The sequence below is a fragment of the Fundicoccus culcitae genome (genome assembly GCF_024661895.1).
Lineage (GTDB): Bacteria > Bacillota > Bacilli > Lactobacillales > Aerococcaceae > Fundicoccus_A > Fundicoccus_A culcitae.
Window position 1 is genome coordinate 2,849,606 of the sequence record NZ_CP102453.1, and the last position, 16,118, is coordinate 2,865,723.

Annotated in this window: 14 protein-coding genes and 1 tRNA gene; 12 read left to right on the forward strand and 3 right to left on the reverse strand. The window is 34.0% G+C overall.

Features of this window, described 5'->3' with window-relative positions:
• Positions 1-216: 216 nt before the first annotated feature.
• Together NRE15_RS12920 and NRE15_RS12925 are read right to left on the reverse strand one after the other, a co-directional pair.
• Positions 217-1,281 carry an ABC transporter ATP-binding protein gene (locus tag NRE15_RS12920; RefSeq protein WP_313793280.1) on the reverse strand — a complete coding sequence of 355 codons (1,065 nt, stop codon included), beginning with the start codon at positions 1,279-1,281 and terminating at the stop codon, positions 217-219.
• Between the two features lie 24 nt (positions 1,282-1,305).
• A complete protein-coding gene (locus tag NRE15_RS12925; protein WP_313793281.1) occupies positions 1,306-2,073 on the reverse strand; it encodes a DeoR/GlpR family DNA-binding transcription regulator in 768 nt (255 codons plus the stop codon).
• A 202-nt stretch (positions 2,074-2,275) separates the two neighbouring features.
• Here NRE15_RS12925 and NRE15_RS12930 point away from each other — a divergent pair, with 202 nt between their 5' ends.
• From NRE15_RS12930 to NRE15_RS12985, 12 genes are all read left to right on the forward strand, one after another.
• The gene (locus tag NRE15_RS12930) at positions 2,276-3,154 is read left to right on the forward strand and encodes a carbohydrate ABC transporter permease (RefSeq protein ID WP_313793282.1); all 879 of its coding nucleotides are present in this window, start codon (positions 2,276-2,278) and stop codon (positions 3,152-3,154) included.
• An 11-nt stretch (positions 3,155-3,165) separates the two neighbouring features.
• Positions 3,166-3,993, forward strand: coding sequence for a carbohydrate ABC transporter permease (locus NRE15_RS12935; protein ID WP_313793283.1), 828 nt, complete (start codon positions 3,166-3,168; stop codon positions 3,991-3,993).
• Positions 3,994-3,999: 6 nt separating this feature from the next.
• Entirely contained in the window at positions 4,000-5,313 is a 1,314-nt protein-coding gene (locus tag NRE15_RS12940) for an extracellular solute-binding protein (RefSeq protein ID WP_313793284.1), read from the forward strand.
• Positions 5,297-6,724: a CehA/McbA family metallohydrolase gene (locus NRE15_RS12945; RefSeq protein WP_313793285.1), complete on the forward strand. Its 1,428-nt coding sequence runs from the start codon at positions 5,297-5,299 to the stop codon at positions 6,722-6,724. The genes NRE15_RS12940 and NRE15_RS12945 overlap by 17 nt, the downstream gene beginning before the upstream one ends.
• Positions 6,725-6,858: 134 nt before the next feature.
• Complete coding sequence (locus NRE15_RS12950) at positions 6,859-7,545, forward strand: response regulator transcription factor (protein ID WP_313793286.1); 687 nt, start codon at positions 6,859-6,861, stop codon at positions 7,543-7,545.
• Positions 7,542-8,432, forward strand: a complete 891-nt coding sequence (locus tag NRE15_RS12955) for a sensor histidine kinase (RefSeq protein ID WP_313793287.1) — start codon at positions 7,542-7,544, stop codon at positions 8,430-8,432. Before NRE15_RS12950 ends, NRE15_RS12955 begins: the two co-directional genes overlap by 4 nt.
• Before the next feature lie 116 nt (positions 8,433-8,548).
• Positions 8,549-9,301, forward strand: coding sequence for an ABC transporter ATP-binding protein (locus tag NRE15_RS12960; protein WP_390887152.1), 753 nt, complete (start codon positions 8,549-8,551; stop codon positions 9,299-9,301).
• Positions 9,298-11,304: an FtsX-like permease family protein gene (locus tag NRE15_RS12965; RefSeq protein WP_313793288.1), complete on the forward strand. Its 2,007-nt coding sequence runs from the start codon at positions 9,298-9,300 to the stop codon at positions 11,302-11,304. The genes NRE15_RS12960 and NRE15_RS12965 overlap by 4 nt, the downstream gene beginning before the upstream one ends.
• A 245-nt stretch (positions 11,305-11,549) precedes the next feature.
• A complete protein-coding gene (locus tag NRE15_RS12970; RefSeq protein WP_313793289.1) occupies positions 11,550-12,716 on the forward strand; it encodes a MalY/PatB family protein in 1,167 nt (388 codons plus the stop codon).
• Positions 12,717-12,742: 26 nt separating this feature from the next.
• Positions 12,743-13,954, forward strand: coding sequence for a M20 metallopeptidase family protein (locus NRE15_RS12975; protein ID WP_313793290.1), 1,212 nt, complete (start codon positions 12,743-12,745; stop codon positions 13,952-13,954).
• A 27-nt stretch (positions 13,955-13,981) separates the two neighbouring features.
• Positions 13,982-15,373 (forward strand): hypothetical protein, encoded by a 1,392-nt coding sequence (locus NRE15_RS12980; protein ID WP_313793291.1) that lies wholly within the window; start codon positions 13,982-13,984, stop codon positions 15,371-15,373.
• Positions 15,374-15,411: 38 nt separating this feature from the next.
• The gene (locus NRE15_RS12985; RefSeq protein ID WP_313793292.1) at positions 15,412-15,783 is read left to right on the forward strand and encodes a RidA family protein; all 372 of its coding nucleotides are present in this window, start codon (positions 15,412-15,414) and stop codon (positions 15,781-15,783) included.
• A 103-nt stretch (positions 15,784-15,886) separates the two neighbouring features.
• Here the strand turns inward: NRE15_RS12985 and NRE15_RS12990 are convergent.
• A tRNA-Thr gene (locus NRE15_RS12990) sits at positions 15,887-15,959 on the reverse strand.
• Positions 15,960-16,118 lie beyond the last annotated feature (159 nt).

The window sequence follows — 16,118 nt, forward strand, 5'->3', positions numbered from 1 at the left end:
AGAAATATTATTTTTCAAGGTAAAATGTTAATTAAATCGCGAGTTTATTTATCCAATGTAATTATTGAAAGTACTGGAGCTTTCGAAAAAATTTCTACACACCAATATCAGTGATATGTGATAAAAAAGACTGTAGCCTTTTATGCATACAGCCGTGTAGAGCATGTGTTTATATTTTTAAATCATTGAACGATAGGCTAATCTTTTAGAAAGTAATTAAATTCTAATACCAGATTGGCTATTAAAGACCATTAATTTTTCAACAGGAAAGGATATATCTAATTCATATGGCACTGGGTTTAATGGATCAATCAGGATTGAAAGACTATCTTGTTCAATTTTTGAATGTATTACTTTTTCAGAACCTAGTAATTCAGAATCTTCGACTATAATGTGGAAATTATTTGATTCAGATGCTGTTAAAAGCACGTGTTCTGGACGAATAGCTAATACTATTTCTGTATCATTATCAAAATCAATCGAATCTAAAATTTTAGCATCTATAGTTATAGGCTGTTTGTGTAAAAGGATTGAATGATTGGAAATTTTAGCTTTAAAAGTATTAACTCTTGGTGTACCTATAAATTCTGCAACGAAAAGGTTTTGAGGGTTATTATAAACTTCTTCCGGAGTACCTACTTGCATCACTTCCCCATTATTTAAAACAACAATTCTGTCAGCCATAGTTAATGCTTCAACTTGGTCATGCGTAACGTATATGATAGTATTATTAAGCTGTTTATGTAGGGATTTGATTTCCGAACGCAATTCGGTTCGTAATTTAGCATCTAAATTTGATAAAGGTTCATCCATTAAAAAAATATCAACATCTCTAACTAATGCGCGACCTAAAGCAACTCTTTGCTGTTGTCCACCAGATAATGATTTAGGATAGCGGTCTAAGAAATTTTCTAAATTAACAATTTTGGCGGCTGAGTGGACTTTTTCTTTGATAATTTCTTTCTTGACACCTTTTATTTCAAGTCCAAAAGACAAGTTCTTGAATACCGTTAAATGAGGGTATAAAGCATAATTCTGAAAAACCATTGCGATATTTCTATCTTTAGGTTCAATTTGATTCATTAGTTTCCCATCAATGAATAACTCACCACCAGTGATAGTTTCTAAACCAGCAATCATATTTAATAGAGTAGACTTACCACATCCAGACGGTCCGACAAACACAATAAATTCGCCTTTATTGACCGTTAAATCAACACCGTGTATAACTTCTTCATCCTGGTATGTTTTCCTTAAATTGTTTAGTTTAATTTTCTCCATTTTAAAAAACCTTCCATTTATTTGTTATTGTGTAACAATCTTTATGTCATTTGCTTCATAAACTTTTAATACTTCAGCATCAAGACCTGAATCAGTCACAATACACTCAATTTGATTGAAATCACATACCTTTTGAAAAGCGATAGCTTCAAATTTTGAATGATCGGCTACCAAAATAACCTCTTTCGAGTTTTCTAAAAATTTCTTTTTCATCTTAACTTCTCCTATACCGTAATCAGTTAAAGAAGCAGTTAAAGAAATACCTGATATTGACATTAAAAATAAACGGATATTATATTGTGAAACTTCATTTTCGGCACTCTCTCCAATGATAGCTAATTCCTTATTTCTAAGAATCCCTCCAGGAATGATTATCGTAAAGTTAGGTTTAACACTTAAAATCGAGATGATTTCAATTGAATTGGTAATAATAGTCAAGGAATCAAAGTGATTGACTAATTCCTTAGCTATTTCTGTATTGGTAGTTGATACATCCATTGCTATATAATCATGTTCATGAACAAATTGCATAGCAGTTTTAGCAATTTCTTTTTTTGCTTTCAAGTTAATTTCAGATCGTGTTTTGAAATTAAGTTCATTGACCGGGTACTTATCAACTTTTATGGCTCCACCATGAATTCGTGTTAATAAATTTTGACTCTCTAATTCTTCTAAATCTCTTCTTAATGTCTCGGTTGTAACATTAAATTGCGAAATGTGTTCACTAATTCTAAAGGTTTGTTGTCGATTTAATATTTCTAAAATTTTTTCTCTTCTTTCATGTGCTAGCATTTTTTCAAAACTCCTATTCATTAATATTTTAAATATCACATATAAACGAAGAAATAACAACAAAAAACCTGTATATTTTTTGTAAAATATGTGTAAATGTTGTGATTTGATGATAAAAGAAAGATTTGCATAAATTTTACAAAAAATGTTGTATAAAATTTACAATTAGTTGTTATTGTTTTAGGTACATGGAGGTGGTGGATTGTATCAAGGTGTACAAAAGAAAAGTATATTTAAAATTTTATTTTATATGTTACCTGCAATGTTGCCTTTACTAATATTCTATATCATTCCCGTTTTTGTGACTTTTTATATTAGCATGACTGATTGGGATTATATGTCTCCAATAATTAATTATGTTGGTTTAGAAAATTATCAAGATATCCTATCAGAAAAAACATTTTATCGTGTATTATGGCAAACGGTAATTTTTTGTATTGGAACAGTCATACCTTCCATTTTTGGTGGAATGATAGCTGCAATTTTGTTACAAAAAACAAAATTTGCCGAATTTTATCGAACATTTATTTTTGCTCCATATATTACACCATTAGTAGCTGTTTCTATTGTATGGTCTTGGATTTTTGAACCTAGAGTCGGTATAGCTAATGCTATAATTGAATTTTTAGGAGGAACGGGATTAGGTTGGACTAGAGATCCAAATACAGCTATGTTAGCCGTCATAATTGTGACAGTCTGGTCTAGCATTGGGTACTATATGATCTTTTATATGGATGCTCTTAATAAAGTGCCGCAGGATTTATACAAAGAAGCAAGTTTAGTAGGTGCTTCAACTTGGCAAAAATTTAGACGAATTACTTTACCATTAATATCACCAACTACTTTCTTTATGTTAGTTCTAGGTATCATCGATGCTTTACAAGCCTATGATCAAATATCTGTGTTAACTAACGGTGGACCTTCTGGTTCGACGATGACAATCTTGTATTATTATTACTTTTTAGCCTTCAGAAGTTTTAAAACAGGTGAGGCTTCAGCTGTTGGAGTTATCTTATTAATTATTACTGCACTTCTCTCTTATTTCCAATTTAAATGGTCTAAGAGATGGGTACATTACTAGGACGTGACGAGATGGCTAAGTGTAACAAAATTATTAAACATTTGTTTCTAATTTTTATCAGTTTAACAATGTTTTTTCCTTTTATTTGGATGTTCTTAAATGGCCTTAAAACAAAAGATGAGATTTGGGCTACACCACCAACACTTTTTCCAGAAAATCCTAATTGGTTAAATTTTAAAATTGCATGGGAATCTGCACCATACGGATTGTATATCTTCAATAGCTTTTACGTATCAATATTGATAGTGTTATTTCAAACTATTTCAAGCTTGATGTTTGCTTATTTATTTACCCAATATAATTTCAAAGGGAAAAGTTTAATTTTTTCAATTGTTTTATCTACGTATATGATTCCAGTTGTAGCGACATATGTACCGAGTTATGTATTTTTATCAAGAATAAATTTATTGGACACACATGCTGGCTTAATAATGTCTTCGACGGTTAGTGTATTTGGGATTTTTCTATTCAGACAATCATTTATGCAAATTCCAAAAGAAATAATTAAAGCGGCTAAAATCGAAGGGGCAAATGATTGGAAAATTTTATGGAAACTAATGGTTCCCATGATAAAACCAACCATTGTAGCTTTTGGATTGATTTCGTTTATTGAACAATATAACAACTATTTATGGCCATCACTGGTCATTAGTAGTGAAGAAAAATATTTGATTTCACAAGGATTACAGGATTTTTTTAGTTCTGAAGGTGCCTATGGGATGGATTGGTCCATTATTATGGCATCAAGTTCATTTGCTGTACTACCGTTATTAGTTTTATTTTTATTTGCTCAAAAATATATTATTTCAGGTCTCTTAGGAAACAGTTTGAAAGGATAAATATCTATGAAAAAAGGATTAAAGTTATCAATTATATTCAGTCTATTAATTAATATTTTACTTTTATTCAATCTTAATTCTATTTCAAAAACACAAGCACAAGAAAAAATTAAAATAGAATTTTGGTATGGGTTAACAGGATTTTTAGGTGAAACAGTGCAAGAAAAGATTGATACATTCAATGCTAGTCAAGATAAATATGAAGTTATCGGTGTGTCACAAGGTGACTACTCAGAGTCATATCAAAAATTACAAGGTGCAATTGCTTCTGGGAAAGCTCCTGGAGTAGTTTTATTAGATGATTATCAGTTTATTCCATTGGCTCAACGTCAAGTTTTAATGCCGTTAGATGAGTTGCTAACAGCTCATGAAAATGCGCAAGTAGATGATTTTGTCGATGTTTTCTGGCAACAAAGTGATGTTAATGGACAACACTATGGAATTCCAACGGTAGCTGGTTCACAAATATTTTATTATCGGAAAGATATATTTGAAGAAGCTAATATTTCTTCTGATGTTATGAATGATTGGGAAACTTTCTATGAAGCCGTTAAAGAACTGACGTTAAAAGATGATAATGGAAATGTTGAGCGATGGGGCTGGATGCCAATGTGGGGCTCATATAATTTAATTGACTCAGCTCTAAGTAATGGAGCAAGTTATTTAAGTGAAGATGGCAGAACCGTTACAATAAATTCACCAGAATGGGTAGAAAGTTGGGATTATTTTAGAAAAGCAATTTTTGATGATGAAATTATGACCTTCCATCATGGTGGACAAGGTTGGGAATACTGGTATCGTACGATTGATGATGTACATAATGGCTTAGCTGCTGGTTATATTGGTTCAAGTGGAGATGGTGGTGATTTAGATTTCGATATAATCGGTGCACATGTTCAACCAGGCTGGAAAGGTGAAAAAACAAAAGCACAGACGGGTGCTGGAATGATGGTCGTCCCAATGATTCTTTCAGATGAAGAAAAAGCTGCAGCTGTCGAATGGATGTTATATTTTACCAATACAGAAAACACAGCTGATTGGGCAATGAAAACAGGCTATGTTCCAGTACGTGACTCTGTTATGGAATTAGAATATTTCCAACAACATTTAGAAAAGAACACAGCATTAGCAGCCTCATTGGAGCAAACAACAACCTCAACGATTACATTTTATGATCCAACTGGAGGCGAGATTCATGCGGCTTTAGAAATAGCTGCTGATCAAGTCATGATTGAAAATATTCCTGCTCAAGATGCTCTAGATGAAGCCCAAGTAACGGCGCAAAATGCTTTAGATGATTATTATGCAGATAACGAATAAGCATATCTATCAATATAAAATTGAAACGTATGATCAAAAATTTTTCTTTGATGTTAATGAACAGATGGAGTATTTAGAGCTACGTTTTAGTTTTAATCTTCAAGGCTGGCAAAGGGTATTGGTATATGATTCGCAAAATAACATAAGAGGTCAATTTTTAAATTATCATTCATTAAAAAAATTAGTTTTTCATCCAGATATTTCCTACTGTAGTACAGGCGTTATAGCAGAAAAAATCTATCTTGGTCAATGGATGATAAGAGTCATCGATGATGAGAAGATAGCATCAACATTGACTATGACAGTTGAATTTGGATCTGATTTATCTAATCTAACATACTATGATCAAACTATATGGTTTGTAGATGGAAATTATACTATCCCGAATAAATCTATTGGCAATACTGGTTGGTATAAAGGTGATTTGCATACACATACCAATTCAACAGATGGAAATATGAGTGCAGAAAAATTAACCGATGAAGCAGAGAGGCTTGAATTAGATTTCTTTGCTATAACAGACCATGATTTTTATCATTTAAAATGGCCAAAAACTAAACTGATTGTCTTGCCTGGGGTTGAAATTACGGCAATACAGGGACATTTTAATGTTATTGGTTTAAAGAAAATCATTGACTGGACCCCGAATAAAAACGATCAAGGATTTAATTCGAATATTGGCATCAATCGATTGTTTAATGAATTTCATGCTCAAGATGCAATTGTCTCAATCAATCATCCTTTTTTAGATGAATGTATGTGGACATTTAACGAAGTTCAACTAGAAAATGTTGATGCGATTGAAATTATCAATGATCCAACGTATCCAGATAATTTAAAAGCTAACAAAAAAACCATTCAATTTTGGACAGAATTACTCAATGAAGGCTATCGGATTACAGGTATTGGTGGCTCTGATGTTCATTATTATCCAACTGAATATAATCTTGCTACAACACAGACCACAGAAATTGGCTTGCCATTAACCCACTTATATATGGAGGCATGTAACAAGGATAATATAGTTAAAAGTATAGCGAACGGTATGTGCTATGTAACGAATGGGATTGACTTAGAATTTAATATAAAAATGAACAATGAAACAATCATAGTTGGTCAACGTTTTACTAACAACAACACAGTTTATCCTATTACATATGAAGTGTCTGTTAAAGGTGTGCCAAATGTACATATACAATTTATATTAAACGGTGAATTGATTGATTATTTTGTCCAAGAAGAAACAAGGGTTGTATTTCAAATAGATATTTCTTCGAATAAATATCATTGGTTGCGCTGTGATATTTATGATAAGGAGGGTCTATTATTAGGCTTTATTAATCCAATTTACTTTGGTGAAAAAGAAATTACTAAGAAAACTTGGGGTGAATTTCTAAGTAACAATGACTAAGATTTAATTGATCAATTAAAATTAACATTTTCTAAACCTCTGACTAATGCAAATGATTAGTCGAGGTTTTTTTATAATATAATTTTGGATATAATAAATATAATCAAATATTTATACATTAGCGAGGTGAGTTTATGAAATTAATGCTTGTGGAAGATGATTTGGTTATTGCCAGCGAATTGGCTAAAATTTTAACCTCTTGGCAGTATGATGTCACAATGATCGAAGATTTTGAACATGTCATAGAAACCTTTAATGACATTGAACCACACTTAGTCATTCTTGATGTTAATTTGCCCTATTTTAATGGTTACTATTGGTGTAGCGAAATTAGAAAAGTATCTAATGTACCGATTATTTTTATCTCATCAGTAACTGATCGAATGGATATGATTATGGCGATGCAAATGGGAGCCGATGACTATATAACCAAGCCGATAGATACCCAGTTTCTTGTCAGTAAAATCCAAGCCCTACTTAGACGAACATATGATTTTACCGTTCAAACAGATATTTTTACTTTTCATGATTTGCGTTTGGATGTCAGTAAATCACAGTTGGATTATAAAGGGCAAACAATGGATCTAACATACACCGAGCTACAAATTATGACGATTCTTTTCCAACAACAAGGTAATTTTGTCGAACGTGAAGCAATCTTGGACTATTGTTGGCAAAACAATCAATTCATTGATGATAATACGCTAGCAGTCAATATAACACGGATTCGGAAGAAGTTACGTCAATTAGGTTTGGATAAGTTAATTGAAACGAAGAAAAACGTTGGTTACCGTCTGCATGAGAGCGAGGATATTAAATGATACGTTCGTTTTTAAGACAAGAAGGGGCAGTAATTTTAACCTTTATTTTTACGCTTCTAATTATTTGGGGAATATTCGCTTTATTTAGTTTACCCATGGATGTGTTTGCAGTCTTATTTTGGCTATTGATTATTGTTGATGGGTTATACTTGCTATATAAAGCCATCATCTTTAAACAACAACAAAGTTTGACGCAACAACTTGAGGAAATGCAAGAACAGCTACAAGAAATTAAAACAAAAAATCAAGCGAAACAAAGTGAAATAGAAGAATATTTCCTAATGTGGGTGCATCAAATAAAAACTCCCATTACGGCCGCGCAGTTAATCTTAAAAAATCCTGATAATCGGAGCCATACGCAATTGAAGTCAGAATTGCTGGCAATAGAAAACTACACCAATATGGCTTTGAATTACTTAAAACTAACCAATCCTTCAACGGATATGGTGGTGTCAAAGCATCAAATAGATGCGATGATTGCACCGCTCATTAGAAAATATAGTATTGAATTTATTGAACATAAAATTACGTTGCATTATCAACCAATCGAAGACTATGTTATTACTGAAGCCAACTTAAGCAGTGTGATGATTGAACAAATCCTCAACAATGCCTTGAAGTATGCTAAACAAAAGGCTATTTGGATTCAATTTGATTCTCAAACTTACCAGCTAACAATTACCGATAATGGTAAAGGGATTCGTCCGGAAGACCTCCCTAAAATTTTCGATAAAGGCTATGCGGGTTTTAATGGCCTGTTAAATGAGAAATCAAGTGGTCTTGGACTGTATTTAGTCCAACTTATCGCAAATCGGCTAGACCAAGCAACAACAGTTCATTCAGAACTTGGAGAAGGAACGACATTTACCATCCAATTCCATCCATAAAACCTATCTTACAAAATTGTAAGGTAACGGCTTAAAATGTAAGATAGGATAAAGGCAAGCAGCGATAAAAAAAACTATACTGATAACATCAATCAGCAAAGAAAATGGAGGCTATTATGTTATTAGATGTCAAAAATGTAAAAAAAGTTTATAAAACAGCTGGAAATGAAACAACTGCCTTACGTCATATCGATTTCGGGGTCAAAGAAGGTGAATTTGTTGCCATCATGGGAGAATCCGGTTCAGGGAAATCGACTTTACTGAACATTATTGCGACCTTTGATAAACCAAGCCAAGGGACTGTTTTGCTCAACGACATTGATACGTCAACGATCAGCAAAAAGCATGTCGCACAATTTAGACGCGAACAACTCGGATTTGTTTTTCAGGATTTTAACGTGTTAGATACTTTTTCAAACAAAGACAATATTTTACTACCGATGGTTTTATCCAATAAAAGCGTTGAAGCAATGGAATCTCGTTTAAACGACATTGCTCCAACACTGGGAATTCAAGACCTTTTAAATAAATACCCCTATGAAATCTCAGGTGGACAAAAACAACGGGTAGCTATTGCACGTGCGATTATTACCAACCCACCTTTATTACTAGCGGATGAACCGACAGGCGCTTTAGATTCTAAGTCATCCGAGCAAATTTTAGAATTGTTTAGACATTTAAATCAATTAGGCCGAACCATTTTGATGGTTACGCATTCGATTCAAGCAGCTTCTTATGCTGGTCGTGTTTTATTCATTAAAGATGGCATGGTTTATCATGAAATTTATCGAGGAGAAGAAGATAATCATCAGTTTAATGAACGGATCTCGCAAAGTTTGACCTTGTTGTCGGAACGAGGTGCCAAATGACCTTTAGATTATTAAGCCAATTGGCTGTTCAAGGAATGGTGAAGCGGCGGACGATTTATTTTCCATATTTGCTGGCCTTAGTTTTGATTATGGCACTAGAATATATCATGATTTCTTTGATGGGCAATGAGTATGTCTTGAATCGGCACGCAGATTTGCCAACGATTATTTTTATTGCCGTTTTCTTTTCTACCTTGTTAGCCGTGATATTTATTATATATGCCAATAATTTTATTCAAAGGCAAAGGCGGTTGGAATTTGCTTTGTACACGGTTTTGGGGTTAGAAGATCGACATATTCGGCGGATTATTTTGATTGAACAATTGTTGACCTGGGTAATTACGAGTGTTTTTGCGGTGGCTTTTGGTTATGTCCTTGGCAACATCATGTTCATTGGGTTGAATCGTTTGATTCAAGATGCCGGTGCAGGCTTAGCCGATTATCCATTTGATTTAAAGGCAGCGCTGATGACAAGTTTGATCATTTTAGCTGTTTTGTTGTTGATTTATTTGATCAATACCTGGCGAATTGTCCGCTTGAATCCTACGGAATTATTAAGTCAAACTCATGCCGGTGAATCTGAACCTAAATCAAGATGGTTGTTATTGATTATAGGCTTGGTCACTTTGGGGGCGGGTTATTATATCGCTTTGTCGATAAACAATGTCTTGGATGCTTTAAGTTGGGTTTTTGTCGCTATTTTGCTAGTGATTTTTGCAACCTATGCCTTGTTCACTAGTTTGAGTATTCTGGTGTTGAAACTTATGAAAAGAAACAAGAAGTATTACTATCAACCGACACATTTTTTATCCATTTCAGGAATGTTGTACCGCATGAAGGCCAATGCTACAAGTTTATCTGGTATTGCAATCCTGTGTACCGGTATTGTTTTAACGTTGGGAACAACTTTATCACTGTATTTGAGTATGGATGATCAAGTGAATAGCATGGTTCAGCGTGATTTTGAACTAAATTATTATGCGGATGAAACAGAAGAGTCAGCCAATATTTTAAATGAATCAATGAATGCTATTCAAAGTCAATTTTCAGTTCAAAATATCGTGGCATCGCAGTCAAGCTTTTTATCTGCCATAAAAAGTGATGCCGGTTATGTACCTTATACTTTTTTTGAGGAAGCGGATTTACCTTCTTTTACTCCAAATGACTATGCCTTTTTGATGGTTGAAACACTCGAGGGCTTTAACGAACTGAATCAAACGGATTATCAGTTAGAACGTGATGAGGTACTTTTTACACGTACGGATTCCAAACCCATTGAAGGCGAAACACTTGTACTGGGTAATCAGAATTATCAACCAACCATAATTAGTGAAAACTATATTCCGACAAATTTTGTTGGCAATATTGCTTATATCGTTGTTGCTAATGAAGATGTTTTATATGAATTAGCGAATGAATTCCCTGAAAGAAGTTTGGATGGAACGTATTCTCAAGCAAGCATTAATCAATCGCTTTACTTTGATGCCAGTGATGCGGATACTTTAGCTCGTCTCGAAGCCTATGTCCCTGAAGATGGCGTTGTTATGCGACAAGACACGAGTTTTGTACGTATGATATCGACCAGTCAACAAGTGAAAGATTTGTATGAATTAAATGGGGGCTTTCTATTTTTAGGTATTATCGTTGGGGCTGTTTTGATATTAGGAACGATTTTAATGTTGTACTTCAAGCAAGTTTCTGAAGGCTATCAGGATAAAAATAAATACGATATCATGCAAAAAGTGGGTTTGCCAGATTCATTAATTAAAAAGACGATTCGATCACAAGTCTTTTGGGTCTTTGCTTTACCGATTATTATTGCGATAATCCATTCACTGTTCGCTTCAAATGTCATGTATAATTTGTTAGGCTTATTTGGTCTTCGAGATGTAGGCAAATTCGTTTTAGGTTATGGATCTGTCCTAGGGTTATTCGTTGTTGTATATTATGTATTTTATTTGATAACGTCAAAAGTCTATTATCGAATTATCCGACAAGGATAAAATATATTTATTATAAAATCAGATTGATTATTCGGTTGAATCATTCATCTGATTTTTTTATAGTGTTTAAGACCTTATTGATAAGTTTTCATTTAATTTCATAAAATAAATGTAAAATAAATTAATGGAAGAGCTTGCAATAATATAAAGAGGTGCTATAATAGACGATAGTTAAGCAACTGAACAATTAAACACCTTAACAAACAAGGCTTAGTTGGATTAGTTAAGAAAAGGAGATTAATGCAATGTACGATTTTGATAAGTTTGTCGATAGAAAAGGCACATGGTCAATGAAGTGGGATGCACCATCCTTAGAAGAAACATTTGGTAATACGGAAGTTTTACCCTTATGGGTAGCGGATATGGATTTTCCCGTAGCACCAGCCATTAAAGAAGCCCTTCAAAAAATTGTTGATCATGGTATTTTTGGTTACACGGTTACTGATGAAGCTAATGAAGCTTTAGCTGGTTGGATGGAGCGTAGACATAATTGGAAATTTGATCCAAAAGTAATTGTCAATACACCAGGAATTGTTTTTGCTCTAAATGTGGCTGTCCAAACTTATTCACGTCCAGGGGATAAAGTACTTATTCAAAGCCCTGTGTACTATCCATTTACTAACGCAATTGTTAATAATGGTCGTAAAGTCGTTTCAAATGACATGGTTAAAGAGGGTGATAACTTTGTCCTTGATCTAACTGATTTTGAAGTGAAGGCAAAAGATCCAAACACAAGCATGTTTATTATGTGTTCGCCACACAACCCCTTAAGTAAAGTATTTACAGCGGATGAATTGAAAAAAATGTTGGATATAGCTTTTGAAAATGATTTAACCGTCGTAGTTGATGAAATTCATGGGGACTTAATTATGCCAGGTGTTGAATATACTACCGTAGGTAATTTAGGTGCGGAATATGCTAATAAGGTTATTACATGTTTAGCTCCAAGTAAATCCTTTAACTTAGCTGGTATTCAATGGTCAGGCATTGTTATTCCAGATGAAAAATTGCGTCACCAATTCAGCCGTTCTTTAGACCAATTAGGTTACGGCATGTATAATCCATTTTCTTATGCAGCAACAGTAGCGGCTTACAATGATTCAGAAGACTGGTTGAATGAAGTTATCGACTATGTATACAAAAACTACTTATACTTGAAAGAAACGTTAGAAAGTGAACTAGATGTTCATGTGTTAGATTTAGAAGCAACCTATTTAGCCTTTGTTGATTTTAGTCGTTATGGTCTAACGCAAAAGGAATTGGAAAACAAGGTTATTAATGAGGCAAAAGTGGGATTAGATAGTGGAACTTGGTTTGGTGAAAATGGTGCAGGGTTTATGCGTTTCAACTTAGCTTGTTCACGTTCTACCTTAGAAGAAGCTGTCAGTCGTGTTGTAAAAGTTTTTAAATAAAAAATTAAAATAATAGGAGATGCATTATGAGTTTAAATGAAACAATTTTAGCCTTGCTCGATCAATATAATGAAGAAGCTATTGAAGTTCGTCATTATTTACATAGACACCCGGAGTTATCTTCTAAAGAATTTGAAACTAGCAAATACTTGAAGGCATTCATGACTAATCTTGGTTATGAAATTGAAGCAGTTGAACCGGATGAAATAAGCGCTGGTACTGGATTTACAGCTACATTAGATACAGGTCGTCCTGGTAAAACGATTGGTTTGCGCGCTGATATTGATGCTTTACCTGTTCAAGAGACAGAAAGAAACTTAGCTAATGAACGTATTGTTCGCTCTGAAAATGATGGTGTGATGCATGCATGTGGGCATGACGGACATATGACAACCTTGTTATATGCTGCTAAAATCCTAAAACAACTAGAAGATAAATTATCTGGAAAAGTAATCTTTATTTTTGAAGAAGCCGAAGAAACAAACGACGGTTTACCTGCTATGTTACGTCATTTAGAAGGTCGTGGTATTGATGCAATCTATGGAAACCACTTGGCTGCCTTTTTAGAATCAGGAAAAGTTTCAGCCGATCCCGGTCCTGTTATGGCTGCTGCTGCCGTAATTAATTTTGAAGTGGTTGGAAAAGGTGGACATGGTTCAAGACCTGACTTAGCGGTGAACCCATTATTTGCTGGTGTCGATATCTTGAATAGCATTAATATCGCTTGGAATAACCAAATCAATGTTGAAGAGACTGTTACTTTAGGTCTGACTCAATTTCATGTTGGCGAACTACATAATGTATTTGCTGACCGCGCTAAAATTGGTGGTACATTACGTTACTTTAATGTTGAGGAAGGTACAAAAGCATATAATACGTTGATGAAAGTTGCTAATGGCGTTGCGGCTGTTCATAATTGTACGATTGTTGAAGCACCTAGCGCTGGACCAGCTACAATCCCTGTTATTAATGATGAAGCTTTAGCTGCACAAGTTAAAAGTGGGGTTGAAGAATTATTCCCTGGACATCTTGCAGAAAATGTTAAATGGTATGCCTCTGAATCATTTTCACATTTTAGTAAAATTGCACCTTCTGTCTTCTCATTTATAGGTACTAAAAATGAAGAACTAGGTAGTGGGGCAGAACATCATAATGAGTACTTTGATATTGATGATGCTTCATTAAGATATGGTATTGGTACAATGGTTAAATTTACAGTAGATAATTTAGCTAATTAAAATTATTTTATTCATTAGGAGAAACGTATGACAGAGACAAAACCAAAAAGAAAATTTAAAATACCCCATCTATTATGGATTATGGTAGGCTTATTGATATTTGCCGTTGCACTAACATACATTATTCCAGCAGGCCAATATGCAAAAGACGCAGCTGGAAATATTTTACAAGATCAATTCACATTTTTAGATGCACAAACACCTGTAAATTTATTTGATATGCTAATGCTATTAATGGATGGTTTGGTTAGTCAAGCGGTTGTCATCTTTACCGTTATGGCTACAGGTGCTTCAATTACTGTGTTACTAGAAACGGGTGCTATCGACGATGTATTAGATTGGGCGATTTATAAACTTCAAAATTTTGGAGTTGTTCCACTTATTTCCATTATGTTTATTATTATGACATATATTGGTGGATTTGCTGGGTCTGATGCTTTGGTTGCTATGGTTCCAATTGGCGTATTGTTTGCCAAAAGACTAAAACTTGCTCCTATTGTTGCTTTAGGTATTACACTTTTCCCTTCTATGATTGGTTTTGGGACAGGTCCTACAACAGCTGCTACGCCACAAATGATCGCTGGTGTACAACCTTATTCTGGCTTTTTTGTTCGTTTGTTAATTATGAATATATTTATGGTTATTGGCTTAGTTTTCCTATTACGTTATGTAAAGAAAATTCAAGCGAATCCTGAAAATTCGATTATGTATGCAGTTGTTGGGGATTTTACACAAACAAATGGTGATGAACCAGTTGAAGAAACAACAACTACCTTAAATAAACGTAGTATGCTAACGGTTATCTTATTTTTATTACAGTTTGTATTTATTGTTATTTATGGTATGACCGGTGAAGGAAATATTTTGTCATTCATGACCGCAGCCAATTTAGTAACTGCCATTGTAATGGGGATATCTAGTGGGATGACCATGGATGAAATTGGAAATAATGTAGCCAAAGGTATAAGTCAAATGGGCTTTATTGCTTTTATTATTGGTTTAGCGGGGGCTTTCACCTTAATTTTACGTACAGGGAATATTATGGATACCATCGTGTATGCAGCAACGATTCCTTTATCTAAGATTAGTGGAGGCTGGGCAAACATTGGTATCATGCTAATTGTTTCGTTGTTAAACTTTATTATTCCATCAGCTGCAAGTAAAGCTGCTATTTTGATTCCAACGATAATGCCTATTACAAATGCCTTAGGAATTTCAGCTCAAGCAGCTGTACAAGCCTTTATGTTTGGAAATGGATTTACCATTTTAATCTCACCTGTGTTAGGATGGACATTAGGATCACTAGAAGCTGCTGAGGTTCCATATGATCGTTGGGTTCGTTGGGTGACACCTATCATTGTCGTATTCATGATAGTTGCTGCTGTCATTCTATACATCTTAACCTTATTAAACTGGTAGTAACCCTAGGATTCTAAAAAATAGAAAAGGATGATTTGATGAAAAAAGTTCAAACAAATAATGCACCCCAAGCCGTTGGTCCATACTCACAAGCGATTGATACCGGAAACGTCGTGTATCTATCTGGGCAATTAGGTTTAACCGCTGAAGGTGAAATGGTAAGTGGCGTTGTCGAACAAACCCATCAAGCCTTTAAAAATATGATGGCTGTTTTAGAAGAAGCAGGCTTAGGGTTAGAAAATGTTGTTAAAACCTTAGTCTTATTAGATGACATTGCCGATTTTCAACGAGTGAATGAAGTATACGGTCAATATTTCAAAGAACCATATCCAGCTCGTTCAGCCTTTGCCGTTAAAAATTTACCTTTAGGTGGATTAGTTGAGATTGAGGTTATTGCTGTTCGGAATTAATCGAATATACTAGACAACAAGCTATTAGCAGAGATATTTATTAGAATTAAAAAACCACACTCACTGATTGAAAATCAGCCAAGTGTGGTTTTTATTAGGTTTATGCCGGATGCAGGATTTGAACCTGTGACCTCCGCGTTACGAGTGCGATGCTCTACCTGCTGAGCTAATCCGGCAGACTAAAAAGTAGAACAAAAGCTATTATATAATAGAAAGGCGCGTTTGTAAAGGTGGATAATTCCGATTTATAGCTAATAATGGGTATATCTTAATATTTAAATATAATTATTACTCATTATTAGATAATTTTAATTTATAAGTTTTGCGCTATTAAT